A 26039-nucleotide genomic window follows, 5' to 3' on the forward strand; every position below is an offset into this window, starting at 1 on the left:
CCCACCGTCCTGTCACACCCAACCCGTCTGGTTGAGCTTTCAACCTCCCGAACATCCCCCTCCCCCGTCCGTATTCCCACCCACCCGGAACCCGGCCCGCAACCGCGCCCGCAACCCCGCCGAACTCCTCAGGAACCACCCCTGCCCGACCCGCTACACTGTCGTCCTGTCCCCGCCCCAGTAGCTCAGGGGATAGAGCACAGCTCTCCTAAAGCTGGTGTCGCAGGTTCGAATCCTGCCTGGGGCACACACACCGAGCACCCTCGGGTGCGGGCAGTAACCCGACGGGCGCCCCGTTGGCAGCCCCGGGTCAACGACCCGGGGTTTATTTATTGCCCAGGCCAATTCGAGGGGATGGGGTCACGATGAGGTGGGATCGGCCGGCGCCCTCGTGCTCCTCGGGCAACTGCACCGGCACACCGGTCGACAACACGCTCCCCTACGTCATCTTCGCCTGCGTGGGGGCGGCGATCGCGCTGTACGTGATCGGGCGGATCGTGATCGCGACGAGAAGGAAGCAGTTGCTCGCCCACGGCATAAGGGCAGATGCGGTGATCAGCGCGATCGACTCCCGGGCAATCGTCGCCAACGGTACGAACGCCAAGGTGGACGTGACGCTCACCGTCCGGTCGACCGAGGGCGAGGAGTTCGAGGGCTGGACCACCGCGGTGTTCCCCGTCGCGGCCCTCCCCGAAGCCGGCTGGACCGTTCCCGTCCGCTACTGGGCAAGGAACCCCCAGCGTATCGCCGTGGACGGCGCGGCCGTCCCGCCTTCCCCTCCCCCGCAACCGGCCTGAGCGTCGCCCACCGGAGAAACAACACGCCTGCGTATCACCATGTTTTCTCCCTCTCTCGAACAACGCCCCTCTGCCTGAACCAATTGCTATCGCGATAGGGTTTCGGATGGTCAGCTCGTACAACGGGGGTACATCATGGGGGATTTTTCGGGTATTGACCCGATCGCACTCAAGCAGATGATCGCGTCGTTCGGCGGGGACAAGGACTATCTCCGTTCCAGCGCGTCGTCCATCAAGTCACAGTTCGCGAACCTGGGTCTGGACACATCGCCGCTCACCGAGTTGATCGGCATCTGCAGTTGGCTCGACGACCAGACGCCGATGCTGCAGCGCCGTCAGAATCTGGCCGCCGCGATGGACGCCCCGGACAACTCCGGCTCGCACATGGTGCAGATCCCGGAGCCGGTCTCCGAGACGTCCGCGCAGGCGCAGGCGGACGGCAAGAAGCTGGCCCAGCAGTTCAACGCCAACAACAGCGGCGACGACAAGGCCGGTGACCAGTACCACGCGCTCGCCCAGGAGTTGCTGGCGCACCAGGACGACCCGGACTTCTGCTCGGCGTTCTACGCCAACCTCACGCCGTCGGAGGCCACCGCGCTGCCTACGCTGCTGGCCTCGACCGGCAGCAAGACCGCGGGGACCGACCTGATGGTCTACAGCCACGCGCTCGGCACCGCGACCGAGGCGGGGTATCCGGCGCCGGGCTTCGACAAGGTCGTCTCGTACTTCACGTCGCCGCTGCCCGAGGGCGCCGGCACCGTGGCCTGGGACCGGGCGGCGATGCTCCAGTACGGCAACTTCCCCACGGACTTCCTGGCCAAGACCGCCCGGGCCTCCGGGCTCGACCAGTTCGCCAAGGACCCGAACCGGGAGCTCCGCGGCGACTCGTTCACCGCCCAGGCGCTCGGTCTGTCGCAGAATGTGGTGGCCCTCGACCTCAAGGCGCTGTCGCCGAACGAGGCCGCCACCCAGCAGGCGCTGGCCGGCATGGGCCAGGACCCGGGCAAGACCAACCTGGCCGGCAACCTCAAGTCCCTGGCCGACTACGCCAACACCGCGCACGACCCCGATCTGACCGACGCCTTCCAGGCCACCCTCAAGGCGGGTTCTGGCGACCGCTCGACACAGGGACCCTACGGCTCGTACTACGCGCCGATCCTGCACACCGGTGACGAGACCACCTTCGCCACCGCCGCGATGAGCGCGCTCAACAGCAGCCACGCGAAGCAGAGCGACTACCAGGACTTCATCACCACCACCTTCACCACGTTCGGCGCGCCCGCGGGCGCCACCCCGCAGCAGACCGGCAACCAGGCCGCCTCGCTGCTGCGGCTGGCCGAGAACGCCAACCCGAGCTGGCCCGCCACCCGCCCCGCGATCCAGTCCGTCGCCGACCAGGCCGAAGCGGGCAAGAACGACAACGGCTTCATGAAGGGCTACTACGGCAACGGGGGCGGCGACCTCGAATCGAACCTGGCCCTCGAACTCCACGCCATGGACGGCACCCACGGCAGCACCGTCCTCAGCGCGGACTCGACGAAGATCCTCGGCCAGTTCGGCGACAACCTGGCGGCCGCGACCACCATGAGCGCGGCCGGCAACCTCCCGGAGTTCAACGCCCAGACGTTCACCAAGCCCCACGACATGTGGGCGGCCAGCATGCTGGTCAAGTACGGCCCCTCGGGCGACAAGTGGGACCACACGTTCCTGACGAACATGGGCGACGCCGCCCTGCACTGGCGGGCCGACCAGAAGGACAACCTGCGCCCGAGCTACACGCCGGGGGACATGAGCATCGGCACGGTCGACAGCTGGATCGACCCGTCCAAGGACCCCTGGTACAAGGAACTCGGCCTGCACGAGGACAACTTCACCAAGAACATCCAGGAGCAGCAGGACATCGCGCGGGGCGTGGCCGACAACGACCCCAGCCTCGCGGTGCTGTCCAAGCTCGGGGAGAACTCGCAGGCGTCCCGCGACCTGCTCTCGGGCGGGGACGGCAGGTGGGCCGCCGACCAGCTCGTCAACAACAACTGGGCGACCCCGGGGATCAGCGACGACTCGAAGTTCCCCGCCCAGGTCCTCCTCGCCGGCACCAGCCCGAACGGCCTGAAGGGGGACGAGCTGGCGAAGGCGTCGACGGCGGCGTCCAACGTCTTCCAGGGCGCGCTGGACAACGCCAACGCGGCGAAGGGCCGGAACGACAACATCAAGGAGCAGTACCCGCAGTTGCCGAACCAGCTCGCCGAGGGCCTGGCCCAGGTGGCGGCGATCTACGTGCCCGACCTCGCCCACAACATGAACAACAACGGTCCGGCGAAACCCGGTGCGAACGATCTGCGGTTCGCCTCGGCGATCGACCCGAAGACCGGCAAGCCGTTCATCACCACCGATCAGGACGCCATCGACACGCTCCTGCACCAGTTCATGCCCGATCCCCGGGCGGCCGGTCTCTTCTCGGGGAGCATCGACGGCTACATCGCCAGCACCTCGCGGAACGCGAGCGCGGACCCGGGGACGGCCAAGGACCTGATGCGTCAACTCGCCATGCTCGACGGCGAGGTCCAGACGGTGAAGGAGGACATGAAGTACACGCCCGCGGCCGCACAGGACGCCGCGGACACGCAGGCGGCGATGAACACCTGGATCGTCGGCGGAATCCTCGGCACCGCCCCCGTCCCCGGCCTCGAAGGCGGCTCCGAACTGCTCGTCGGCCTGATCCAGACCGGTATCGCCGGGACCACCGCCTGGGGCTCCTACCAGTTCCCGGGCGGCCACGCCGCGGCGGTGACCGACACCGCGCAGTCGGAACAGGACTTCGAGATGCGCGAGTTGAGGATTCCCATCGCCCAGGGCCTCATCACCTCGGGCAAGGTACCGCCGCCGCCGAACAGCGCCTGGTTCCACGACGGGCAACTCGACCAGGCGGCGATCGAGAAGTCGGACTCGGCCGCCTTCAACAGCTGGTGGCTGTTGAACGCCCCCGACAACAGCCTTACGCAGGCTCTCTTCAACGCCGGCAAGGACGGCTACAACGACTCCACCACGATGCGTCGGTCGCACAGCCAGCAGGACGGCAATTAGGTGAGGTTCTAGGTGAGGTGCCGCATTCCGCGCAAAGGCGGGTACGCCGCCATGGCTCTGGCGGGGCTGCTGACCGTGGCCGCGTGCGGCGGGCACTCGGGCCCGCCGCAGCCGCCGACGCCGGGGCAGGCGCGGGTGCTGGGGCAGACGGCCGACGGCGACATCGGGCCGTTCGACGGTACGCGGGGCGTGGCCGCCGATGCCGGCGGGGCACTGTACGTCAACACCGGGCAGCGCCTGGTGCGGCTCGGCACGGACGGGACGTTCACGGACGCCTCGGGGCAGCAGGGCGGCCGCCCCGGGCCGTCCGGCCGCGGCCTGAGCGGACTGGTGGCCCGTGGCGACGGGAGCCTGCTCACCGGCGAGGACGGACAGGTGGTGGCCGTCGCCGGCGACGGCCGGATCACGGAACTGGCGGGCACGGCGGGCCGGTTCCGGTCCCTGACCGCTCCGGTGCCGAGGACCGCCGCCGCGGCGGGCTTCCGTTTCGCCCCCGGGGTCACGCCGCTGGGCGTCGGGAAGGACGGCACGGTGGTCATCGCGGACGGCAACGTCGTGTGGTCACTGAGCGGCGGGACGCTGACGCGGCGCTACGAGCAGGCTCCCGTGAAGCACGCGGCCACGTACGTGTCGCCCTTCGTGGCCACGCAGTCGGCAGCCGACCCCGACGGCACCGTCTTCCTCGCTCCCGTGTACCCGGGCACGCTCGGCGGCGTGACCGTCGTCCCCGGCAACGGGCAGCCGCCGCACAAGCTCGCGCTCCCGGCACGAGTGCCGGACCTCGGCGTGGCGACCGCCGATCTCGCGACGTCGTCCCTGACCGGTGACGGGGCCGACGGCGTCTACGCCGACGTCTCCCCGCCCGACAGCGGGCACTCCTTCGTCATCCATGTCCACGGCGCCCAGGTGGACGTCATCGCCTCCACCACCGCGAAAGCCGGCTGGTCCGCCACCTGCGAAGCCCACAAGCCCGCGCCCGCCCGCGGCTTCCCCTGCCCCTTCCCCCTGGCCCTCACCTACCGGTCCGGCCACGTCTACCTGGCAGGCCAGCGCACCTACGTCCTGGACATCGCAGCGGCCGCGAGCTGAACCGGGGAGCGGGGGCGCCGCCCGGGTGGAGGGGTTCTTTCGGTGCGGCGGCGGGGCCAGTACGGTGGCGCGTCGAACGTTCATTGTGTCGATGGCGGGCGGACTGCCGGTGTTGGGAGTGGTGGCGTCGCCGCTGTCGAGCATGGTTGTGCACCCCTGTGTGAAGGCGGGGCTGTGGCGTCGGATACGTAACGGGTCTGGACCGAACGCGCTTGCTCCGCTGTCAAGCACCGCTCTCACCAACGGAAGAATGGATGCGCCCCATGTCCGACGTCAGTCGTAGGAAGTTCATGGCCATGTCGGCCGGTGCGGCCGCCGCCGCGGCGGTGGGGGGTTCCGCCGTCGCGGCCGCCACCAGCGCGGCCGCCGCCTCGGCCACGGGCACCCTCACGGACGCCAAGCACGTCGTGATCCTGATGCAGGAGAACCGCAGCTTCGACCACTACTTCGGGATGCTGAAGGGGGTACGCGGCTTCGCCGACCGCAGCGGGATCCAGATCGCGGGCGGCAACTCGGTGTTCAACCAGCCCAACGGCACCGGGCGGCAGTACCCCTGGCAGTTCAGCGCCACCAAGCCCGCGGGCGGCGCGGACCCCGAGCGGCTGGCGCAGTGCAGCGGCGACCTGTCGCACAGCTGGAACGACCAGCACGCCGCGTGGAACAACGGGAAGATCGACGCCTGGGTGTCGGCGAAGGGCAATGTGCGCGCCCTCGGCTACCTGGGCCGCGCGGACATCCCGTTCCACTACGCGCTGGCGGACAACTACACGATCTGCGACGCCTACTTCTGCTCGGTGCTCAGCGCCACCGGTCCCAACCGGACCTACCACTGGAGCGGCCAGATCGACCCGGCGGGCAAGCAGGGCGGACCGGCGTACAACGGCGGCGACGAGTCGGGGCTCGGCTGGCAGACCTACGCCGAGGCGCTGGAAGCGGCCGGGGTGAGCTGGAAGGTCTATCAGAACGCCGGCGACAACTACGGCGACAACGCCCTCGCGTACTTCACCAAGTTCACCAGTGCCGCGCCCGGCAGTGCGCTGGCCGTCAAGGGCATGGGGTCGGTGCCCAAGGTCACCGGCCGCACTCCCGACGACATCGCGGCCGCGATCAAGGCGGACGTGCTGCACGGCACGCTCCCCCAGGTCTCCTGGGTGGTCGCCGACCAGGGCTCCTCCGAGCACCCGTACGCCACGCCCGCGGACGGCGCGCACTTCGTGCACATGATCGTCGACGCGCTGAACGCCGACCCGAACGTCTACAACTCCTCGATCCTCTTCCTCAACTACGACGAGAACGACGGCTTCTTCGACCACGTGCCACCGCCCGTCCCGGCGGCCGGCACCGCGGCGGAGTTCTACGGCGGCAAGCCGATCGGCCTGGGCTTCCGGGTCCCGCTGATCGCCGTGTCGCCCTGGAGCCGCGGCGGCTGGGTCAACTCCGAGGTCTTCGACCACACTTCGGTGCTGCGCTTCCTGGAGACGTGGACCACCGCGCTGGGCAAGCCCGCCCGGTGCGCCGGCATCAGCGACTGGCGGCGCAAGGTCTGCGGTGACCTGACCTCCGTCTTCGACTTCACCAGCCCGGTGTACGGCCTGCCCTCGCTGCCCGACACCTCGCCGGTGATCGGACTGGCCGCCTGCGCCCCGCTGCCCAACCCGGCGCCGGTGAACAACGCGCTGCCCAGCCAGGAGAGCGGCACCCGGCCCGCCCGCGCGCTGCCGTACCAGCCGAACGCCTACCTCGACCACCTGGAGTTCGGCGCCGCGGGCGTGCAGAAGGTCTGGCTGACCATGAACAACACCGGCGCGGCGGCGACGCGTGCGGCGCACTTCGCGGCGTACGCCAACGCCTACCGTACGGACGGCCCCTGGCAGTACACGGTCGACAACGGCGGCACCACCAGCGACTACTTCAACTGCGGGACGGGCTTCGGCAACGGCAAGTACGACCTGAGCGTCACCGGACCCAACCGCTTCCTGCGCCGCTTCCAGGGCGACGCCACCAAGCCGGGCAAGGACGTGGCCGTCAGCTCGTACTACGCGGTCGAGTCCGGCACCGGGAAGCTGGCCATCTGGTTCAAGCTCACCAACAACGGCACCTCCTCCGTGACCTTCACCATCACCTCCAACCACTACCGCTCGGACGGCCCCTGGACCTACCAGGTCGCGCCCGGCGCCAACACCAGCGACTTCTTCAACGCCGTCGCGTACGACGACGGCTGGTACGACTTCACCGTCACCGTCAGCTCCGACAGTGCCTGGTCGCAGCGCTTCACCGGCCACCTGGAGACGGGTTCCGCCAGCGTCTCCGGCTGAGTCCGGCCGAGTTCCCCTTCCCCGGGGTGCGGACCCCGGGGAACCACTCTTTTGTCAGTGGACCTTGATAGATATGCAGGTATGACTGATCGTGTGACGATCCATGAGATCGCCGAGCGGCTGCCGTCGATCAGCACGCTGCGGGAGCGCTGCCAGGCGCTGGCCGCCCTGGACATCGTGCGGTCGCCGCACCCGGCACCGCACGGCCGGCGTGAGCGGATGTTCCTGCCCGAGTGGCGTACCCGGGTCTGCGCGGCCACCCTGCGCACCGACGACGGCGACGGATACCTGATCGTTTTCACCTGCTACGGCGCGCTCGCGCTGGGCTTCGACCGCGGCTCCCCGATGAGCCCGTACGCGCACACTCCCCCGAGACCCTGGCCAGGGGTGCTCGACCAGGTCCCCGCGGTGTTCGCGCCCTATCTCGCGGAGCCGCCGGACTTCCTGGCCGCCGAGGTGCCGCTGGTCACCGCCTGCGCGTGGCGGACCGCCGACGACGTACGGTGGCGGACCGGCGACGGGATCACCTTCCCCGGCGCGCACCACGAACCCGACGGCGCCGCCCGGCTGTTCGCGTTGCTCCTCGACCCGGACCCGGCCGCGTACGTCCGCGCCCGCCACGACCCGAAGGCGCCGGACGCCGGCCCGCCGCAGGACGCGGTGCGGGAGGCGTACGCGTTACGGCCGCTGACCCGCGAGACCGTACGCGCGCTCAACCCGGACGCCCCCTTCGAGGCGGTCACGGCGGAGCTGCGGCGGATCGGCTACCCCGTCGCCGGTTGAGCCCCGCGGTCGAGGGACCGGTCACACCTGCGGCCACCGGTCTCCCGACCGGTGATTTACTGGCGGAAAGAGCGACAAAGGGAACCGGATGGCACACAGAGGCGGGCGGAAGGCGCCGCTCGCACCGCTGGGGCAGCGGTCGGGCGTCGATCCGGTGCGCGTGCGGCTGCCGTCCGGGAGCGGGCACACGACCGTCGGCGGCTATCTCGGCGAGCGCTACGGCGCCGCGCGGGTGGCCGCGATGGTGGACGAGGGGCGGTTCGTGATCGAGCGGGGGCCGGTCACCGCCGCGACACCGTACGAGGCGGGCGTCTGGGTGTGGTTCCACCGCGATCTCGCGCCCGAGACGCCGGTGCCCTTCGCCGTCGGGGTGGTCCACCGCGACGAGCGGATCGTGGTCGCGGACAAGCCGCACTTCCTGGCCACCACCCCGCGCGGCCGGCACGTCACGGAGACGGCGCTCGCCCGGCTGCGCCGCGATCTGGGGCTGCCGCTGCTCTCCCCCGCGCACCGGCTCGACCGGCTGACCGCGGGGCTCGTGCTCTTCGTCGTCGACCCCCGCTACCGCGGCGCCTACCAGACCCTCTTCCGGGACCGGCGGGTGCGCAAGGAGTACGAGGCGGTCGCCCCGTACGACCCGGGCGTGGAGCTGCCGCGGACCGTACGGAGCCGGATCGTCAAGGACCGCGGGGTGATCGCGGCCCGGGAGGAGCCGGGCGCGCCGAACGCGGAGAGCCGGATCGAACTGCTCGGCCACCACGGCGGTCTGGGCCGCTACCGGCTGCTGCCCGCCACCGGCCGCACCCATCAGCTGCGCGTGCACATGAACGCCCTCGGGCTGCCGCTGCTGCACGACCCCGTCTATCCGCGGGTGCTGCCGGAGACGCCGGACGACTTCTCCCGGCCGCTGCAACTGCTCGCGCGGGCGCTCGAGTTCACCGACCCGGTGACGGGACGGCCGAGACGCTTCGAGAGCCCGCGCGAGCTGGCTCAGTGGCCCGTGCCGCCGCCCGTCAGGACGCCTGCGGGGTGACCACGGTGAAGGCGGCGCCCTCGGGGTCCCGCATCAGCGACAGCCGGCCGATGCCCTGCATGTCGGTGGGCGGCATGACCACGGTGGCGCCGCCCGCGGTGGCCTTGGCCACGATCACGTCCACATCGTCGACCTGGAAGTACGGCTGCCAGTAGCTGCCGTGGACCAGGATCTGCGGCGGGAGCTGCATGATGTCGCCGTGCGCGCCGTCCTGGCCGCCGCCGGACGGGGAGAGCAGGGACCGCTTGTCCGCGGGCGCGTTCTCCGGGAGCGGGGTGTCCTGGTGGTCCCAGGAGAAGACCGCGCCGTAGAACTCCTTGGCGCGCTCGGCGTCCGCCGTGAACAGCTCCGTCCAGTACAGGCCCCAGAGGCCGACGTGGTCCAGGCCCTTGTTCGCGTTGGGCTCCCAGACCGCGAACTCGGCGCCGCTGGGGTCCGTGTAACCCGCGATACGGCCCTGGTCGAACATCTTCATCGCGGGGAAGCGCACAAGGCCGCCCGCCTCCTCCACGGCGTCCGAGGTGGCGTCGGCGTCGGCGGTGTGGAAGTAGATCGTCCACGCGGGCGAGGCTCCGTCGTCCACGAGCGGACCCATCGCGGCGACCGTCTTCCCGTCCCGCTCGAACGTTCCGTAACCGCCCGCCTCGGGGCCCGCGGGCGTGAACTCCCAGCCGAAGAGGGAGGAGTAGAAAGCGGCGGCGGCCGTGGTGTCACGGCTCCCCAGATCGATCCAGTTGGGCGCGCCAGGCACAAAGTCAGTGGTGAGCATGGGGGTCGAACCTCCAGATGCCGTAGTCCCGGGTATACACCGGATACAAACGCTGTGTGTTCTCTCACACACAGCATGGCATCAGCCCCTGACACGCGGCTACGTGGGCAGGTCACGGCTCCGAACACCCGCGGAACCCTCCGTTCCGCACCCCGGTCGTCACGCAGGGTCGCGATAAGGATTGGGGCATTGTCAGTGGGTCCGTCTACTGTTGGTCGCATGTACGGGGGAAGTCTCGATCAAGCGAACGCCGCACTGCGCGCCTATGTGCAGGAGCACGGCGACCGGCCGTGGACGGCCGAGGAGCTCGCTGAGCTCGCGCTGCTGCGCGCCAGTTGGACCGCCGCGGCCCGCGGCACACGGATGGCGATACGCCCGGTGCCGGGGCCGGTGAGGGGCGCGGCGGTCGTCACCGCCGCGTAGTCGGACCGTTCAGTACCGTCAGACCGTTCAGACCCGTCGGACCAGTGGGACCGTTCAGACCTTCGCCACCGCGTGCGGCGGGCGGACGGTGGTGGTGCCGGGGGCCGGTTCCGAGGGGTCGGAGCCCAGGGTGGTGACGCGGTTGGCGGCGTCCACGTGGACCACGGCCGGGACCAGCGCGCGGGCCTCGGCGTCGTCGACCTGGGCGTAGCTGATCAGGATCACCAGGTCGCCGGGGTGCACGAGATGGGCGGCGGCGCCGTTGATGCCGATCACACCCGATCCGCGCTCGCCCTCGATGACATAGGTCTCCAGGCGGGCGCCGTTGGTGATGTCGACGATGTGGACGAGTTCGCCGGGCAGCAGATCGGCGGCGTCCATCAGGTCGGCGTCGACGGTCACGGAGCCCACGTAGTGCAGATCGGCCTGGGTCACGGTGGCCCGGTGGATCTTGGACTTGAACATGGTGCGCAGCACTGTGCCGCCCTCCTGGTGAATGAGCTGGTCGCGTCCCCGTCGGGGTACGCGCCGACGCGTCCCAGGGTAGGCGAGCCGCGGCCGGGCGGTCATCGGCGGGTCGGCGGGAGTGCGGAAGATCTCAGCCGGACGCGGCGGCCGCCGCGGGGGCGGTGACGGAGTCGGGGGCGGGGGTGGGCAGTTGGTGGTACAGCGCGGCGAGTGCGGTGTTGAGGCGCAGCAGGTGCGGCGGGCCGCCGGGGGCCGGGCGGGGCGGCTCCGCGTCCGGGCGGTGGCCGAGCCGGCGCCGTGCCTGCCCGACGTTGAGCGCGGTCAGGCCCAGCAGCCTGCGGGACGCGACGAGGGCGGCCGGTTCCGTCGCGGCCAGCACACGGGCCGCGTGCGCGCAGGCGGCCAGCGAGTCCGCCCAGTCGGCGGCGTGCGCGGCGGCTTCGGCGCGGCGGCGCCGGAAGACGGCGCGGGCGGGCGCGGGGGGCTCGGCGTGGCGGCGGCGGAAGAGGACGGTGCCGTGTACGCGGAAGAGGGCGCGGTGGGCCCGGGCGGGCGCGGCGACCTGGGCCAGGTCCTGTGCGGCGCGGTCGAACTGCCGGGCCAGGTGCCGGATCGCGGCGGGCCGCGGCTCGGGTTCGCGGACGGCGCCCAGCAGATCCTGCAGTGCCCGCAGCGCGCTGGAGGCCCGGGCCCGCATGACGCGTTCGGTGTGCAGCGGCAGGACGAAGTACGCCGCCGCGATCCCGCAGGCCGATCCCACGAGGATGCCCTCGGGGCGCTGGACGAGCAGGGCGCCGCCCTGCTCGCCGTTGAGCGAGTAGAGCACCGAGAGCACGCTCGTCACACAGAACGCCCACACCGCGTAGTTGCGCTCCCGCAGCCACAGCCCGGCCAGCAGATAGCCGAAGATCACGGTGATCGCGGCCGCCGGCGAGCCCGTGACGAGGTGCGCCGCCAGCGTCCCGGTCACGGCGCCCGCGAAGGCGCCCGCCACCCGCAGCCCGCTCTTGTGGACGACGTCGCCGCGCCCCCGCGCCCCGCTGCACACCACGAACGCCGTGATCACCGGCCACATCCACCGGTGCGGGAACACCACGTGCCCGACGGCGAAGGCCACCGCCATCGCGGCGGTCAGCTGCGCGGCCAGCCGCGTGTGCGGCTGCACATTCCGCCACCCGCCGCCCTGCCGCTTCACCGGAGGCGCCTCAGGCGTGGGCCGAGCCCGCGACGCCAGCCCCCGTACGGCGGCGGCACGCACCCGTAGGTCGGCGAGCGCGGCGTCGAGGGCCGAGTCGAGAGCCGGGTCGCCCACGGCGCCGGGCGCCCTGTCCGTGTCCGACGCCCGTTCCATGGCCAGCACTTCCGCCGTGAGCACCGCGGCCGACAGGGCGTCCAGCGGGGCGCGGTCGGGGGCGGTGGCGGGCAGGACGGCGGCGTCCAGGCGGTCGTCGACGGCGAGGGCGGTGCGGTGGAGGGTGTGCGGGCGGGTCCGGGGGGAGCGGATCGCGGCGAGCAGATCGAGGGCGGCGGCGGCCGCGGTCCGGGTGGGCCGGGCGGGGACCAGCGTCTGGACGGCGATGACGCAGGCGACGGCGATCAGCCCCGCCAGGCCTCCCCAGAACGGCCCGGTCGCCTTGGCGGCGCTCGGCGGTACGGGCACGACGAGCACGGAGATCAGCGGGGTGAGGGCGAGCCGCCCAAAACTCCGCACCTTGCCGCCGAACCGCATCAGGTAGCGCGACGCGCCGACCGCCGCCACGAAGACGGCCGCGCCGAGCACCGCGTGCCCCACCATGAAGCGGCCCACGAAGGCCGCGGCGACACCGATGACGGGGACGTAGACCAGCGCGGAGAGCCGATGCGTAAGGCTGGTGCCGTGCAGACTGCGCGAGACGAGGACCGCGACGACGGTCGCGATCACCACGATGCCGCCGGGGAGCCCCCCGGCCCTGCTGACCGCTCCGGCGATCAGCAGCGCGGCGACGGCGGCGACGAGTGTGCGGAGCGCGAACCCGAGCTGGACCCGTCCCGGGTCGAGCAGCCGCAGCCGGAGCAGCCAGATCGACATCCTCATCCTTCCCCCACCGTGATTCCTAAGCTCAGCGTAGGACTTCCTGCCGTGAGTGGACGCCCGAGCTCGCGATTACCCACACCACTCACCCAGACTCCGCCTCAGATAGTACGCCTTCCTTAGAAAATGGCCGCCATGTTTCCTCCTCCGCCCCTCGATCCCGCCGCCACCGTCCGCCGCGCGATGAACCGGCTCAGCCGCCGTATGCGTGCGCAGCGGCTGCCCGACGCGCTGCCCAGCGGCAAGTTGGCGGCGCTCGCGCTGCTCTACCGCTCGGGCCCGAGCACGCCCGGCGCGATGGCCGCCGCGCTGCTCGTACAGCCGCAGTCGCTGACCCGGACGCTGGCGGCGCTGGAAACGGACGGGCTGGTGACGCGGGTACGCGACACGGCGGACGGGCGGCAGTCGGTGATCCAGCTGACGCAGAACGGGTTCGACGCGATGGCCAGGGATGTCGGCTACCGGGACGAGTGGCTGCGGGAGCGGATGGAGACGGTGCTGAACGACACCGAGCGCGAGGTGCTGCGGCTGGCCGCCGTGCTGATGGACCGGCTCGCACAGGAGGACTGAGAGACACCGGGGAGATACCCCTGGGGGGTGTTCGTCGAAATACCCCTAGGGGGTATAGGCTGGGGTCATCTGAAGTCGGAAGTCGCACGCGATGAGGAGAAGCACCATGAGCGAGGCCGTCTACTCCGTGTCCGGTATGAGCTGCGGGCACTGCGAGTCCGCCGTCACCAAGGAGGTCACCGCGATCCCCGGTGTCACCTCCGTGAAGGCCGTCGCCGCCACGGGCCTGCTGACCATCGGCTTCGAGCGCCCGGTGGACGACGACGCCGTCCGCGCGGCCGTCGACGAGGCCGGTTACGAGCTCGTCGGCCGCGCGTGAGACCGGCCGCGGCCCGCTCGGCCGCGGCCGGAACCGCCCGCGCCGGGGTACACGGCGCGGGGCCGGACACTGGAGGGGGAACGGGAGTGGCGATGACCACGGCAACGAGGAACGGCGGCGAGGCGACGGGCGGCCAGGCGGTCGAGCTGGAGATCGGCGGTATGACCTGCGCGTCCTGTGCCGCCCGGATCGAGAAGAAGCTCAACCGGATGGACGGCGTCACCGCCAGCGTCAACTACGCGACGGAGAAGGCGAAGGTGGCCTACGGCGAGGGCGTCGCGGTCGACGACCTCATCGCGACCGTCGAGGCCACCGGCTACACCGCCGCGCTCCCGCCGCCCCCGCTCGCTCCCGCCCCCTCCGGCACGTCACGGGACGCGGCGGCCGCCGACCCCGAACTGGTCTCGCTGCGGCAGCGGTTGACCACCGCCGTCGTGCTCGCCGTACCGGTGATCGCGATGGCGATGGTCCCGGCGCTGCAGTTCGACAACTGGCAGTGGCTGTCGCTGACCCTCGCCTCCCCCGTCGTGGTCTACGCGGGCTGGCCCTTCCACCGCGCCGCGTGGACGAATCTGCGGCACGGCGCCGCCACCATGGACACCCTGGTGTCGGTCGGCACACTGGCCGCGTACGGCTGGTCGTTGTGGGCGCTGTTCTTCGGCGACGCGGGCATGACCGGCATGCGGCACCCCTTCGAACTGACCGTCTCGCGCGGCGAGGGCAGCAGCAACATCTATCTGGAGGCGGCGGCGGGGGTCACCGCGTTCCTGCTGGCAGGACGGTACTTCGAGGCCCGCGCCAAGCGGCGGGCGGGCGCCGCGCTGCGCGCCCTGATGGAACTGGGCGCCAGGGACGCCTCGGTGCTCCGCGACGGACGCGAGGTCCGCGTGCCCATCGGCGAGTTGGCGGTCGGTGACCGCTTCGTCGTACGGCCGGGCGAGAAGATCGCCACCGACGGTCTTGTGGTGGAGGGCGGTTCGGCCGTCGACGCCTCGATGCTCACCGGGGAGTCGGTGCCGGTCGAGGTCGGACCCGGCTCCCGGGTCACCGGCGCCACCGTGAACGCGGGCGGCCGGATCGTCGTCGAGGCCGTCCGGATCGGCGCGGACACCCAACTCGCCCGGATGGCGCGGCTGGTGGCCGAGGCCCAGAACGGCAAGGCGGCGGCGCAGCGGCTGGCGGACCGGATCTCCTCGGTCTTCGTGCCCGCGGTGATCGTGCTGGCGCTCGCCACGCTCGGCGGCTGGCTGCTGGCCGGGCAGGGCGCGACCGCGGCGTTCACGGCGGCCGTCGCCGTACTGATCATCGCCTGCCCCTGCGCGCTGGGGCTGGCCACGCCGACCGCGCTGATGGTCGGCACCGGGCGCGGCGCACAGCTCGGCATCCTCATCAGAGGGCCGGAGGTGCTGGAGTCGACCCGCGCGGTCGACACCATCGTGCTGGACAAGACGGGGACCGTCACGACCGGCGCGATGACGCTCACCGAGGTCCATGTCGCGGACGGTACGGCGGAGAAGGACGTCCTGCGGCTGGCGGGCGCGCTGGAGCACGCCTCGGAGCACCCGATCGCGCGGGCGATCGCCGCCGGCGGGGCGGACCGGGCCGGGGAGCTGCCCCCGGTGACGGACTTCGCGAACGTGCCGGGGCTCGGTGTACGCGGTGTGGTGGACGGCCACGCGGTGCTCGCCGGACGCGAGCGGCTGCTGAGCGAGCGGGGGATGGCGCTGCCGCCCGCACTGGCCGCGGCGAAGGCCGAGGCCGAGCGGGTCGGCGGCACGGCGGTGGCGGTCGGCTGGGACGGCGAGGCGCGGGCGGTGCTGGTCGTCGCCGACGCGGTGAAGCCGACCAGTGCGGAGGCGGTACGGCGGCTGCGCGGGCTCGGGCTGCGGCCGGTACTGCTCACCGGTGACAACGCGGCGGTGGCCGCCGCGGTCGCCGCGGAGGTCGGCATCGACGCGGCCGACGTCCACGCCGAGGTGCTGCCCGAGGACAAGGTCGCCGTGGTGCGGCGGCTCCAGGCCGAGGGCCGCAGCGTCGCGATGGTCGGCGACGGCGTCAACGACGCGGCGGCGCTGGCCCGGGCCGACCTCGGACTCGCCATGGGTACGGGCACGGACGCCGCGATCGAGGCGGCCGACCTCACCCTGGTCCGCGGCGACCTGCGAGTGGCCGCGGACGCGATCCGGCTCTCCCGCCGCACCCTCAACACGATCAAGTCCAACCTCTTCTGGGCCTTCGGCTACAACGTCGCCGCGCTCCCGCTGGCCGCCGCGGGCCTGCTCAACCCCATGATCGCGGGCGCCGCCATGGCCTTCTCCTCCGTCTTCGTCGTCGCCAACAGCCTCCGCCTGCGCGGTTTCCAGCCGCTGGCGCGGTAGCCCGCCGCGGTGGGTGGGGGGTTGTCGGTGGCGCGTGTGAGCATGGCTGGATGACAGGTGGTCGTGAGATGCGGCGGATCGGTGCCGAGGAGCGGCGGGGGCGGCTCGCGGGGCGGCAGTTGGGTGGGGGCGCGGGGCGGGTGGAGGACGTCGTGGCGGGGTTGGTGGCGCTGCACGCCACCGATCCGGCCACCGTTTTCCTGTCGGTGGCGGCCCGCCTGGGCGGCGCGCCCGGGCGGGCGGTGCCCGCGCTGGAGACCGCGCTCTACGAGGACCGGACGCTGGTACGGATGCTGGCCATGCGGCGGACCATGTTCGTGCTGCCGCGGGAGGCCGCGCCCGGGGTGTACGCGGCGGCCGGGCGGGCGATCGCGGTGAAGGAGCGCAAGGGGCTGCTGGCGTTTCTCGCCGAGGGCGGCGGGTGGGACGAGCGGTGGCTCACGGAGGTCGAGGCGGAGGTCGTCGCCGCGCTGGCGGAGCACGGCGACTGCACGGGCGCGGAGTTGTCCCGGCTGGTGCCGCGGCTGCGCGAGCAGGTCGTGGTGGCGCGCGGAAAGCCGTACGAGGCGCGGCAGAACGTGGCGAGCAGGATCATCCGGGTGCTGGCGGCCGAGGGCCGGATCGCGCGGCAGCGGCCCGCGGGGTCGTGGACGAGCAGCCAGTTCCGCTGGGCGGCCTCGGAACCGCTGCCCGAGGTGCCCGCCGCGCAGGCCCGCGCCGATCTGGCGGGGGCCTGGCTCGCCGCGTACGGGCCCGGCACGGAGGCCGACCTCAAGTGGTGGAGCGGCTGGACCCTCACCGACACCAGGAAGGCGCTGGCGGCCGTCGGCGCCGAGGCCGTACAGCTCGACGGCGGGCCGGGGTTCGTCGCGCCGGGTGACGCCGGTCCCGCGGCCGAACCGCCGCCGCCCGCGGCGCTGCTGCTGCCCGCGCTCGACCCGACGCCGATGGGGTGGCAGGACCGCGACTGGTTCCTGCCGCGCTCCCACCGGGCCGACCTCTTCGACCGTTCCGGCAACGTCGGCCCCACGGTGTGGTGGGGCGGCGAGGTGATCGGCGGCTGGGCGCACCGCGCCGACGGCACCGTCGCCTGGCGGCTGCTCTCGGACCGCGGCACGGAAGCGGCGGCCGCGGTCGAGGCCGCGGCGGGCAGCCTCGCCGAGCGGCTCACCGGGGTGACGGTCACTCCCCGTTTCCGTACTCCTTTGGAGCGCGAACTCTCGGCGTGACCTCGGTGCGTGACCTTTGGCGCGGCGCGGCCCGGCAAACCCCGTTTGGCGGACGGATTCCGGCCGACTTCGGGCAGGATCTCGGAGCGTGGACCATCCCTCCCGCTCCCGTGTCCGCCGCGCCCGTGTCCGCCGCACCCTGCGCGCCGTGCGGGCGTATGTGCGCAGCGCGCCCGGCACCTACCTGTGGCTTGCCGCCCTCTTCGTCACCACCATCGTCATGCGCCGGATGGCGCCCGACCAGGCCGACGACTTCCTGCGGCTGCGCTCGACCAACATCCACAACCTGTCCACCGACCCGGTGCGGGCCCTGGTCCGCAGCGCCCTGTGGATCGACGGCGGCGGATGGCTGCCGTATCTCGTCCTCTACACGATCTTCCACGCCACCGCCGAGCGCTGGCTCGGTACCGGGCGCTGGCTGACCGTCGTCCTCGTCGGGCACGTCGGCGCCACCTACCTCAGCGAGGACGTCCTGCTGTGGGCGATCGACCACGGCCACGCCCCGCACTCCGCCGTCAACACCCTGGACGTGGGCGTCAGTTACGGCCTGGCCTCGGTCGAGGCGGTACTCGCCTACGCCCTCACCCGGCCCTGGCGGTACGGCTACGCCGCCTGCCTGCTGGTCTTCTACGGGATCGCGCTCGTCGACAGCCGCACCTTCACCGATGTCGGGCACTTCAGCGCGGTGCTGCTGGGCTTCGCCTGCTACCCGCTGACACGCGGACGGCCGGGTCGGATCGACCCGGCCGCCGCGTACCGCAGGCTCAGAGGCGGGTTCAGCCGAGCCGGATGAGCTTCTTCCCGAAGGACGGCTCCTTCAGGTCGGTCTGCAGGACCACCGGCACCGTGGTGCGGGCCGAGCCCGTACCGAAGCTGAGGGTGCCGACCTGGGTGCCCGCCTTCGCGTTGTGCGGCAGCCCGCCGTTGCCGACCGTCAGCGTCAGGCCGGTGCGCATACCCGGCCAGCCGACCGCGGAGAGGTCCTTGCCCGCGACGACCGGCGTCTTGCCGCCGAGGCCGTCGTCGACCAGCCCGACCACCTCGCCCTTCTTCACTATCGTCGCCGAGGTCAGGCCGCCCTGCACGGAGTTGATCAGGTCCTGGGCCCGCTTCAGCGCGACCTTGAGCATCGCGTCGGGCGTCCCGCCGCCGCCACGCTGCTGCAGGACGACGCCGATGATGAGCTGCTGCTTGCCCGCGACGCGCTTGCGCGCCGCCCACATCAGGGCGCCGCCCGCGGGGGTGCTGGAACCGGTCTTGATGCCGATGACGCCCGGGTTGGTGAGGTCGTTGTTGTTGTTGAAGATCCGGCCGACGCTGGGCAGCGTCACGTTCGGCTGCGCCACGACCGAGCGGAAGACGGAGTTCTCCATGACGACGCGGGCCAGCTTGAGCTGGTCCACGGCGGTGCTCTTGGTGGTGGACTCGATGCCGCTCGCGCCGGTGTAGGTGGTGCTGGTCATGCCCAGGCTCGCCGCGGCCTGCCGCATCTTGGCGACGAACGCCTCCTGGGTGCCGGCGTCCCAACGGGCCAGCAGGCGGGCGATGTTGTTGCCCGACGGCACCAGGAGCAGCGTCAGCATCTGACGCTCGGTGTACTTCTGGCCCTGCTGGACGTGGGCGGTCGACTGGTCGGAGTTGCCCGCCTCGGCGGCGGCCTGCGCGTCCACGGTGAGGGTGGGGCCGGTCTCGTCCCCGGTCAGCGGGTGGTCGCGCAGGATCACGTACGCGGTCATCACCTTGGTGACGCTCGCGATCGGGACCGGGGTCTGCGCGCCGTGCACGCCGAGCGAGCCGAGGCCCTCGACCTCGGCGACGGACTGGCCCTCCGCGGGCCAGGGCATCGACTGCGGCAGCGGCGTGCCGCCGAAGGTGAACGACGAGGCCGCGGTCAGCTTCAGCGACGGCGAAGGCAGCGGGCGGACCGCCTGCACGATCACGAACACGATCGCCAGCACGACCACCAGCGGGGTCCAGATCTTGAACCGGCGCGCGATCGTACGGACCAGGGTCTGGCGGGGCGGCGGCGTGTTCGTCAGCTCCGCCAGGAGCTTCAGCGGGGCGGCCTCGGGCGGCAGCGGCACGGGCATCGCCCGCGTCCCGTCCGGCCCGAACTCCTCCTCGGCCTTGCCTGCGGGCGCCACGGCCCCCGTACGGGCCGCGCTCCCCGTCAAGGGTGCCCCGCCGCCTCCCCCGCCCCCGGAGGCCCCCAGGCCCCCACCACGCCCCGCCCCAGCCCCCTTCGCCCGCTCCCCCACCAAATCCGAAACCAACGGCCGCACCGCCGGCTCCCCCTCGGCTGCGCCGGGCTTGGCGGAGGGCTTCACGGGGGCAGCGTCGAGCTTGGCAGCGGGCTTGGCGGGGACAACGGGCTTCGCGGGCGCCGCGTCCTCAACGGACGGCTCGGCGGGCCGGGCGTCCTCAACAGCGGGCTTCGCAGGGCGCGCGTCCTCAACAGCGGGCTTCGCGGGCCGCGCGTCCTCAGCGGACGGCTTCGCAGGACGCGCGTCCTCAGCCGCCGCGTCCTCCACTTCAGCCTTCCCCGCGCCCGACTTCGCGCCGCCACCGTCAGCGGCTTCCCGCGGCTGCGGCGCTACGGCCCGTCGACTGAAGACAGCCGTATCGGTGTCAACACGCTCACCAGCGGCCTGCCCCGCGTCGGCACCCCGCGAGCCGGAATCGTCAGCGCCCGCGGCACCACCGGATCCAGCCGCGCGAGAGGCACGCGCCGCACTGGCAGCACCGGCGCCGGAGCCAGCCGAGCCCGCCGCACCGGCAGCGTCGTCGCCTTCGGCCGACCCAGCGTCCACCACATCCGCGGCACCGGCCTCGTCGGAGGCAGCCGTGCCCGCAGCATCGGCCGCACGCGCCGTCCCAGCAGCCTGAGAGTTACCCGAGCGCGCCGCGCCATCGGCACCAGCCGCACCGGACCCGTGAACACCAACGCCATCGGCGGCGTCGCCAGCCGCGCCAGACTCAGCGCCCTCGGCGCCAGCGGCACCCGCCGCGCTAGCGGCACCGCCGGCGTCAGCCACATCGCCGTCGTCGGCCCCGGGCGCCGCACCCCCCGCACCCTCGGCGTCAGCCGAATCCGCACCCGCCGCGTCAGCGGCACCGTCGGCGTCAGCCGCACCGCTGTCGTGGGGCTCAGCGCGAGCGCCCTCCGCATCGGCGGCGTCAGCCGCGCCCTCGGTCGGTCCCGCCGCGGCGGCGGCGCCCTCTTTCGTAGCCTCGCCGGAGGGCGAAAGGTCACGATTGGGTTCCGGTTTTTGAGGGGGGGCGGTGGGGTGGGGAGGGGTGGGTGGGGCGGGTGGCGTAGGCGGGGGTGGCGGGGTGTCGACGGGGCGTACCGCATCGGGCGTATTCGGAGTGCGGGCGGGCGCGGACGCCGGAGCAGGGTGGGAGCGCGCTTCGGGAGAGGCGGAGTCCGTCGTTTCGGGGGGCGCGGAGGGGACGGATCCCCCCGAAGCGCCCGCGTGCTCCTCCCGGGTGTCCGCCACCACTCGCGCCTCACAGACCTCAAGGGGCGCCCGGAACACCGCAAGTCTCGGATCCGCGGTCATACGTCCAGCCCCCTCCCCCGACGTCTCCTGCTGCTGCTCCCTGCCGGGGGACTCGCCCGCCACGCAGACCTCCTCCACACATCGTGCGGGGCACCACTGAATGGCGCCCCTACGAGTAAAAGCTCACACTGGCAGTGTCCCGCGACAGGCCCGCAGCCCGTCTGCGACACCACCACCCACCCCGTAGACGAGAACGACATACCACCCGGTTCCCGCCGATATGGCGAAGGCGCTCTCGACAGGCCGGTGTGAGAGGCGTCACCCTGTCATTCATCCACGCGGGGAGGCATGGATGGGCAAGAGCCGCAGAACAATTCCGGAAGAGCTGTTGCTGCTCGCACTGGACCCGACAACCGGGACCACGGCGCAGCCGCAATCGCTCGACCTCGGCCTCGCCGGAGCACAGCTCGTCGAGCTGGCTCTGGCCGGACGGATAGCCCCTGACGGGGATCGTATAGCCGTGGTGCACCCACGGCCGACTGGAGATCCGACCCTGGACTCCGCCCTGGAACTGCTGCGACGTCGTGGCAGCCCGGTGCGGGCCGTCCACTGGATCGGCGGGCCCCGGCTGGGGCTCCGCCAGACGTATCTCGCTCACCTGGAGCGGTGCGGCATGGTGCACGCCGTGCCCGGCCAGATGTGCGGGGTGCTGCCGACGACGCGGTACCAGGCGTCCGACAGCGCGGTCAGCCGGGAGATCAGAGCCCGGCTGGACAGTGCGATCCGCACCGGCGTACCGCCGGACCCGCGGACCGCCGCGCTCGCCGCGCTCGCCCACGCCGTGGGACTCGGCAAGCACCTGTACCCGGGTAACGAAGGCCGGTCCTCGCGATCGCGCCTGCGTGACCTGATCCGGTACGACCCGATGGGCGGCCTCGTCGCGCACGCCGTCATGGACGTGCAGAACGGCGCGGCAGCGCAGCCGAAGCGGGCCCAGCAGGCCGCTCCGGCACCGCGCGCGGCAGGGCACGGCACCATGGCCCGAGCCGGTGCTCATTGACCGGAACCGATCGCGTACGCGACCCCGTATGCGTACGCGCACGAGGCAACGCGCCGCACGTACGTGCACACTTAGCGTACGTGAACACGTAACGCGCACAACCCGCGTCGGAACGTGATCAGCATACGTCACATTGTGTCCTCACGTCAGTACGCAGCGCTCAACACCCCGAAATCGGGACGGCTGTGGTGTCCGCCGGCAGGGACCGGACACCACAATCCGCGGTCATCGCGGCGTCCCCCAGCGACCCGTTCCGGGAGCCGCTGTCACGCGCGGGGCGACGGGAGCGCCGGACTCGTTCCGGCCCGTCGCCCCGCGCGTCGCCGTCTACCACTTCCGGCGGCGACCCGGGTCCGGTTACGACCATTCGCCAGCGCGGTGATGACCGGTAGTGGCAGGCTGCTGACCATCAGTACGTGTCAGCGTGGAGGTGCACTTCCTGTGGTCGCCAACGTCAACCCCACCGTCAGGCGCCGCCGGCTGGGTTCGGAGCTGCGCAAGCTCCGGGAGCAGAAGGGGATGACGGCCGAGGAGGTCGCGGCCCGGCTGCTGGTGTCCCAGTCGAAGATCAGCCGTCTGGAGAACGGCCGCCGCAGCATCAGCCAGCGCGATGTGCGCGACCTGTGCGGGGTATACGGCGTCGAGGACGTGCGGATCGTCGACTCGCTGATGCAGATGGCGAAGGAGTCCCGCCAGCAGGGCTGGTGGCACGCGTTCGGCGACATCCCGTACAGCGTCTACATCGGCCTGGAGACCGAGGCGGCCAGTCTGCGGGTCTTCGAGCCCCAGGTGGTGCCGGGGCTGCTGCAGACCCCGGAGTACGCGGCGGCGATGATCGCGGGGAACCTGCCGGAGGCCACGCCCGAGCAGGTCGACAAGCGGGTGAACGTCCGGATGCGCCGCCAGGAGCGGATCACCGACCCGGACGGGCCGCTGCGGATGTGGGCGGTCATCGACGAGGCGGCGCTGTGCCGGAAGGTCGGCGACCACCAGATCATGCGCGAACAGCTCACGCATCTGGTGGAGTTGAGCCACCTACCCCATGTCACCGTCCAGGTGCTGCCGTTCGAGGCGGGCGCGCACCCCGGGCTGAGCGGGCAGTTCGCGGTGCTGGAGTTCACCGACGCGACCGACGCCACCGTGGTCTACCTCGAAGGCGTCAACAGCGATCTGTACCTGGAGAAGGACACCGACGTACAGGCGTACAGCGTCATGTACGAGCATCTGCGGGCCCAGGCGCTGAGCGCCGAGCAGACCCGGCAGTTCATCACCGAGGCGGCCGAACGCTACACGGGCTGAGGGTTGTTGGCGGTGCCCGAGGGCGCGCTGAAGCGGCCTGGGAAAGTGGAAGGCGATACGGTACACCTCCGCTTGCCCACAATGGAAGAGTTACCAGGAATATGCCATCCATTGGGTGAAGGCGCTCACGGGTCCGTGATGCTGGCGAGTAGCGTCGAACGCATCGTCAGGCAATGGCGTACCTCGCCGCCGCCATCAGCACAGACCGGAGCAGAGATGGCAATCAAGCTGGGCAGCACTCCCGCGTGGATGAAGTCCTCGCGGTCCACCGGAAATGGCGCCTGTGTCGAAGTGAAGTCACCGGCCGTCGAATCGGTGGTCGTGCGTGACTCCAAGGACCCGCAGGGCCCCGTGCTCACCTTTTCCCCCGAGGCGTGGTCGGCGTTCGTCGACGGCGTGGAGAGCGGCGCGTTCACCATCAACTAGGGGTGCACCGCACGTAGTTCCCCGCACCACAGCACTACTGCACCAAGCACCAAGCACCACGCACCACGCACCACCGCAGAAGAGCCCTCTCGTCTGGCCGCCGTCCTAGCCGAGGGGGCTCACTGCTGTCCGCCATGAGCCCACCTGGCCGACATGCCGTCACTGACGGTACGGATCAGCGCAGTTGGTCCACATAGGTGTCGGTTCCGGGAATCGTCGGCATGAACGGGGCGACCAATTCGACGCGCGCCGCGGGACCGCCCGCGGCAATCTCCGCCGTCCTTGAGGCGAAATGCTCCTCCCACACCTCGCGGGGATCGCGCTGCAGGAACCAGAGCAGGGTCAGCCGGGTGTCGACGCCCTCGACCTGTTTCACATACGACATCCGGTCCAGCGGCAGCGGGGTGGGAGCGAAGATCACCACCATCGCGGCCGGTGATCCCGCGAGCTTCTTCGGCAGATGGCGGGAGCGCAGCCATTCCAGCAATTCGTCGCGGCCCGCGGGGGATTCGGCGTCCAGGACTTCCAGGACCAGACCGCGGTAGGGGTGGTCGAGGGCGTGGAAGTCACGCGGGCCGGCGGCGCCGTCGCGGTAGACGGTGGCGGCGTGGTCCTGGAAGGCGGTGAAGACGTGGGTGCGGTCGCGGTAGACCCGGGCGTCGCGGTTGAGCCGCTGGTTGATGCCCACCGTCCACCGCATGTGGGCGTCGTAGCGTCCGGCGGTGAGCCAGTACAGCGACAGGTAGCAGCCCGCTGTCACCGGCTGCGCGACCGCGGACTTCTCCGGGTACCGCAGCGTCTGCAGGTCCCTGGTGGCCACCCAGCGGCGCCCGGCGTACAACCAGGGCATCGCCATCGCGCCGGCGATGAAGTGGTCGTCCTCGTACCACCGGTTGTACGCCCACTCGTGCCCCGGATGCGGCTCCACCATGGTGATCAGCGCGTGCCCCACCTCGACGCCGTACGGCCCGACGGCGGCCAGCCGCCCGTACACCGCCGCGTCCTCGCCGACGGCCGACTCCTCGCTCACGGTGTGCTCCCTCCGTCGCCTTCGCGCATCATCTGACGCTACGTCAGCTAAGGGCCGCCGGGAAGGGGTGGCGGGGGCCGCTGACCGGATCGTGGAAAGTACCTGGACATACCAACGATTTTTCGTAGGCTGCGCTCATGACCGTCACCCGAGCCGCCGTCCCCGCCCTCGCCGCACGCGCCGTCTCCGTCGGGGCGTCGCCGGTACGGGAGATCCTGGCGCTGACCGCGCGGCCCGAGGTGATCTCCTTCGCCGGCGGACTGCCCGCCCCCGAGCTGTTCGACGCGGCCGGGATCGGGGAGGCGTACGCCCGCGTACTGGCCGAGCAGCCGCGCAAGGTGCTGCAGTACTCCACCACCGAGGGCGATCCGGCGCTGCGCGGGGCGGTGGCGGCCCGGCTGAGCGGCCGCGGGCTGCCCACCGAGCCGGACGGGCTGCTGGTGACCGGCGGCTCGCAGCAGGGGCTCGCGCTGATCGCCACCGCGCTGCTGGAGCCGGGCGACGTGGTGCTGGTCGAGAATCCGACCTATCTGGCGGCGCTGCAGTGCTTCGGCTTCACCGGGGCGCGGGTGGTGCCGGTGCCGACGGACGCGGACGGTGTCGTCCCCGAGGCACTGGAGGAGATCGCCCGCCGGGAACGGCCGAAACTGCTCTACCTTGTGCCGAACTTCCAGAACCCCACCGGGCGCACGCTCCCGCTCGCGCGCCGCCGGGCGGTCGCCGAGGCCGCCGCGCGGCACGGTCTGTGGATAGCCGAGGACGACCCGTACGGGGACCTGCGGTTCGAGGGCGAGCGGCAGCCGTGGATCGCGGGGCTGGACGCGGCCGCCGACCGGGCGATCCTGCTGGGCAGCTTCTCCAAGATCATGGCGCCGGGGATGCGGCTCGGCTGGCTGCGGGCGCCCGCCGCGCTGCTGCGGGCCTGTGTGATCGCCAAGCAGGCGGCCGACCTGCACACGTCCACCGTCGACCAGGCCGCCGCGGCCCGCTATCTGGCCGACAACGACCTGGACGCGCACCTGGAGCGGGTCCGTACCGCCTACCGCGACCGCCGGGACGCGCTGCTCGCCGGGCTGCCCGCCGCCCTTCCCACGGGCAGCTCCTGGAACCGGCCGGAAGGCGGCATGTTCGTCTGGGTGCGGCTGCCCGACGGGTACGACGCCACCGCCCTGCTGCGTACCGCCGTCTCCCATGACGTGGCCTACGTGCCCGGCCTGCCCTTCTTCGCGGCGGACGCCGAACCGGCGGCGCTGCGGATGTCGTTCACCACGCACACCCCGGACGAGATCGCCGAGGGGCTGGTACGGCTGGCGCGGGCGTTCGGCTGATGTGACGGGTTCTGCTGACCTGACGGGTTCTGCCGACGTGGCGGGATTCGGCTGACGCGCGGGCC

At 71.9% G+C, this 26039-nt stretch carries 21 protein-coding genes and 1 tRNA gene; 17 read left to right on the forward strand and 5 right to left on the reverse strand.

What is annotated here, in order from left to right; translation table 11 throughout:
* Window positions 1-174: 174 nt before the first annotated feature.
* The 7 genes from AB0M29_RS11845 (at window position 175) to AB0M29_RS11875 (ending at window position 9101) form a co-directional block, all read left to right on the forward strand.
* Window positions 175-247, forward strand: a tRNA-Arg gene (locus tag AB0M29_RS11845).
* A gap of 118 nt (window positions 248-365) precedes the next feature.
* Window positions 366-797 carry a DUF3592 domain-containing protein gene (locus tag AB0M29_RS11850; protein ID WP_365382052.1) on the forward strand — a complete coding sequence of 144 codons (432 nt, stop codon included), beginning with the start codon at window positions 366-368 and terminating at the stop codon, window positions 795-797.
* Between the two features lie 135 nt (window positions 798-932).
* Entirely contained in the window at window positions 933-3881 is a 2949-nt protein-coding gene (locus AB0M29_RS11855; RefSeq protein ID WP_365382053.1) for a hypothetical protein, read from the forward strand.
* Window positions 3882-3932: 51 nt separating this feature from the next.
* Entirely contained in the window at window positions 3933-4970 is a 1038-nt protein-coding gene (locus tag AB0M29_RS11860) for a hypothetical protein (RefSeq protein ID WP_365382054.1), read from the forward strand.
* Window positions 4971-5233: 263 nt separating this feature from the next.
* Entirely contained in the window at window positions 5234-7285 is a 2052-nt protein-coding gene (locus tag AB0M29_RS11865; protein ID WP_365382055.1) for a phosphocholine-specific phospholipase C, read from the forward strand.
* Between the two features lie 93 nt (window positions 7286-7378).
* On the forward strand, window positions 7379-8068 hold the full coding sequence (locus AB0M29_RS11870) for a hypothetical protein (protein ID WP_365382056.1): 690 nt from the start codon (window positions 7379-7381) through the stop codon (window positions 8066-8068).
* 88 nt (window positions 8069-8156) lie between these two features.
* The gene (locus tag AB0M29_RS11875; RefSeq protein ID WP_365382057.1) at window positions 8157-9101 is read left to right on the forward strand and encodes an RluA family pseudouridine synthase; all 945 of its coding nucleotides are present in this window, start codon (window positions 8157-8159) and stop codon (window positions 9099-9101) included.
* Here AB0M29_RS11875 and AB0M29_RS11880 read toward each other — a convergent pair.
* Window positions 9082-9870, reverse strand: coding sequence for a VOC family protein (locus tag AB0M29_RS11880; RefSeq protein WP_365382058.1), 789 nt, complete (start codon window positions 9868-9870; stop codon window positions 9082-9084). The genes AB0M29_RS11875 and AB0M29_RS11880 overlap by 20 nt on opposite strands.
* A 219-nt stretch (window positions 9871-10089) precedes the next feature.
* Here AB0M29_RS11880 and AB0M29_RS11885 point away from each other — a divergent pair, with 219 nt between their 5' ends.
* The gene (locus tag AB0M29_RS11885; RefSeq protein ID WP_365382059.1) at window positions 10090-10293 is read left to right on the forward strand and encodes a hypothetical protein; all 204 of its coding nucleotides are present in this window, start codon (window positions 10090-10092) and stop codon (window positions 10291-10293) included.
* A 54-nt stretch (window positions 10294-10347) separates the two neighbouring features.
* On the opposite strand, the gene panD is transcribed toward AB0M29_RS11885, so the two are convergent.
* Both panD and AB0M29_RS11895 read right to left on the reverse strand, forming a co-directional pair.
* On the reverse strand, window positions 10348-10770 hold the full coding sequence (gene panD, locus AB0M29_RS11890) for an aspartate 1-decarboxylase (RefSeq protein ID WP_365382060.1): 423 nt from the start codon (window positions 10768-10770) through the stop codon (window positions 10348-10350).
* Between the two features lie 121 nt (window positions 10771-10891).
* Complete coding sequence (locus AB0M29_RS11895; protein ID WP_365382061.1) at window positions 10892-12829, reverse strand: FUSC family protein; 1938 nt, start codon at window positions 12827-12829, stop codon at window positions 10892-10894.
* 138 nt (window positions 12830-12967) lie between these two features.
* Between AB0M29_RS11895 and AB0M29_RS11900 the strand changes: the two genes are divergently transcribed.
* The 5 genes from AB0M29_RS11900 to AB0M29_RS11920 all read left to right on the forward strand — a co-directional run bounded on the left by AB0M29_RS11900 (window position 12968) and on the right by AB0M29_RS11920 (window position 18121).
* The gene (locus AB0M29_RS11900) at window positions 12968-13402 is read left to right on the forward strand and encodes a MarR family transcriptional regulator (protein ID WP_365382062.1); all 435 of its coding nucleotides are present in this window, start codon (window positions 12968-12970) and stop codon (window positions 13400-13402) included.
* Between the two features lie 91 nt (window positions 13403-13493).
* Window positions 13494-13721 carry a heavy-metal-associated domain-containing protein gene (locus tag AB0M29_RS11905; RefSeq protein WP_365382063.1) on the forward strand — a complete coding sequence of 76 codons (228 nt, stop codon included), beginning with the start codon at window positions 13494-13496 and terminating at the stop codon, window positions 13719-13721.
* 92 nt (window positions 13722-13813) lie between these two features.
* On the forward strand, window positions 13814-16099 hold the full coding sequence (locus AB0M29_RS11910; RefSeq protein WP_365382064.1) for a heavy metal translocating P-type ATPase: 2286 nt from the start codon (window positions 13814-13816) through the stop codon (window positions 16097-16099).
* 50 nt (window positions 16100-16149) lie between these two features.
* Complete coding sequence (locus AB0M29_RS11915) at window positions 16150-17328, forward strand: winged helix DNA-binding domain-containing protein (protein WP_365382065.1); 1179 nt, start codon at window positions 16150-16152, stop codon at window positions 17326-17328.
* A gap of 88 nt (window positions 17329-17416) precedes the next feature.
* Window positions 17417-18121 (forward strand): rhomboid-like protein, encoded by a 705-nt coding sequence (locus tag AB0M29_RS11920; protein ID WP_365382066.1) that lies wholly within the window; start codon window positions 17417-17419, stop codon window positions 18119-18121.
* Here the strand turns inward: AB0M29_RS11920 and AB0M29_RS11925 are convergent.
* Window positions 18105-19502, reverse strand: coding sequence for a hypothetical protein (locus tag AB0M29_RS11925; RefSeq protein ID WP_365382067.1), 1398 nt, complete (start codon window positions 19500-19502; stop codon window positions 18105-18107). The two genes, AB0M29_RS11920 and AB0M29_RS11925, sit on opposite strands and share 17 nt — an antisense overlap.
* A 1681-nt stretch (window positions 19503-21183) precedes the next feature.
* Between AB0M29_RS11925 and AB0M29_RS11930 the strand changes: the two genes are divergently transcribed.
* The 3 genes from AB0M29_RS11930 to AB0M29_RS11940 all read left to right on the forward strand — a co-directional run bounded on the left by AB0M29_RS11930 (window position 21184) and on the right by AB0M29_RS11940 (window position 23616).
* A complete protein-coding gene (locus tag AB0M29_RS11930) occupies window positions 21184-21891 on the forward strand; it encodes a GPP34 family phosphoprotein (RefSeq protein ID WP_365382068.1) in 708 nt (235 codons plus the stop codon).
* A 441-nt stretch (window positions 21892-22332) separates the two neighbouring features.
* Window positions 22333-23190: a helix-turn-helix transcriptional regulator gene (locus tag AB0M29_RS11935; protein WP_365382069.1), complete on the forward strand. Its 858-nt coding sequence runs from the start codon at window positions 22333-22335 to the stop codon at window positions 23188-23190.
* A 216-nt stretch (window positions 23191-23406) separates the two neighbouring features.
* Window positions 23407-23616 (forward strand): DUF397 domain-containing protein, encoded by a 210-nt coding sequence (locus AB0M29_RS11940; protein ID WP_365382070.1) that lies wholly within the window; start codon window positions 23407-23409, stop codon window positions 23614-23616.
* Between the two features lie 175 nt (window positions 23617-23791).
* On the opposite strand, the gene AB0M29_RS11945 is transcribed toward AB0M29_RS11940, so the two are convergent.
* A complete protein-coding gene (locus AB0M29_RS11945) occupies window positions 23792-24646 on the reverse strand; it encodes a hypothetical protein (RefSeq protein ID WP_365382071.1) in 855 nt (284 codons plus the stop codon).
* 137 nt (window positions 24647-24783) lie between these two features.
* Between AB0M29_RS11945 and AB0M29_RS11950 the strand changes: the two genes are divergently transcribed.
* Window positions 24784-25974, forward strand: coding sequence for a PLP-dependent aminotransferase family protein (locus AB0M29_RS11950; RefSeq protein WP_365382072.1), 1191 nt, complete (start codon window positions 24784-24786; stop codon window positions 25972-25974).
* Window positions 25975-26039 lie beyond the last annotated feature (65 nt).

Source organism: Streptomyces sp. NPDC051976 (assembly GCF_040680795.1).
In the GTDB taxonomy this organism is placed as follows: Bacteria; Actinomycetota; Actinomycetes; order Streptomycetales; family Streptomycetaceae; genus Actinacidiphila.

Coding starts and splice junctions, on each gene's coding strand:
- AB0M29_RS11910 (WP_365382064.1), top strand. CDS start 13,814: ATGACCACGGCAACGAGGAACGGCGGCGAGGCGACGGGCGGCCAGGCG.
- AB0M29_RS11850 (WP_365382052.1), top strand. CDS start 366: ATGAGGTGGGATCGGCCGGCGCCCTCGTGCTCCTCGGGCAACTGCACC.
- AB0M29_RS11930 (WP_365382068.1), top strand. CDS start 21,184: ATGGGCAAGAGCCGCAGAACAATTCCGGAAGAGCTGTTGCTGCTCGCA.
- AB0M29_RS11940 (WP_365382070.1), top strand. CDS start 23,407: ATGGCAATCAAGCTGGGCAGCACTCCCGCGTGGATGAAGTCCTCGCGG.
- AB0M29_RS11885 (WP_365382059.1), top strand. CDS start 10,090: ATGTACGGGGGAAGTCTCGATCAAGCGAACGCCGCACTGCGCGCCTAT.
- AB0M29_RS11855 (WP_365382053.1), top strand. CDS start 933: ATGGGGGATTTTTCGGGTATTGACCCGATCGCACTCAAGCAGATGATC.
- AB0M29_RS11950 (WP_365382072.1), top strand. CDS start 24,784: ATGACCGTCACCCGAGCCGCCGTCCCCGCCCTCGCCGCACGCGCCGTC.
- AB0M29_RS11865 (WP_365382055.1), top strand. CDS start 5,234: ATGTCCGACGTCAGTCGTAGGAAGTTCATGGCCATGTCGGCCGGTGCG.
- AB0M29_RS11915 (WP_365382065.1), top strand. CDS start 16,150: ATGACAGGTGGTCGTGAGATGCGGCGGATCGGTGCCGAGGAGCGGCGG.
- AB0M29_RS11900 (WP_365382062.1), top strand. CDS start 12,968: ATGTTTCCTCCTCCGCCCCTCGATCCCGCCGCCACCGTCCGCCGCGCG.
- AB0M29_RS11875 (WP_365382057.1), top strand. CDS start 8,157: ATGGCACACAGAGGCGGGCGGAAGGCGCCGCTCGCACCGCTGGGGCAG.
- AB0M29_RS11860 (WP_365382054.1), top strand. CDS start 3,933: ATGGCTCTGGCGGGGCTGCTGACCGTGGCCGCGTGCGGCGGGCACTCG.
- AB0M29_RS11895 (WP_365382061.1), bottom strand. CDS start 12,829: ATGTCGATCTGGCTGCTCCGGCTGCGGCTGCTCGACCCGGGACGGGTC.
- AB0M29_RS11905 (WP_365382063.1), top strand. CDS start 13,494: ATGAGGAGAAGCACCATGAGCGAGGCCGTCTACTCCGTGTCCGGTATG.
- AB0M29_RS11880 (WP_365382058.1), bottom strand. CDS start 9,870: ATGCTCACCACTGACTTTGTGCCTGGCGCGCCCAACTGGATCGATCTG.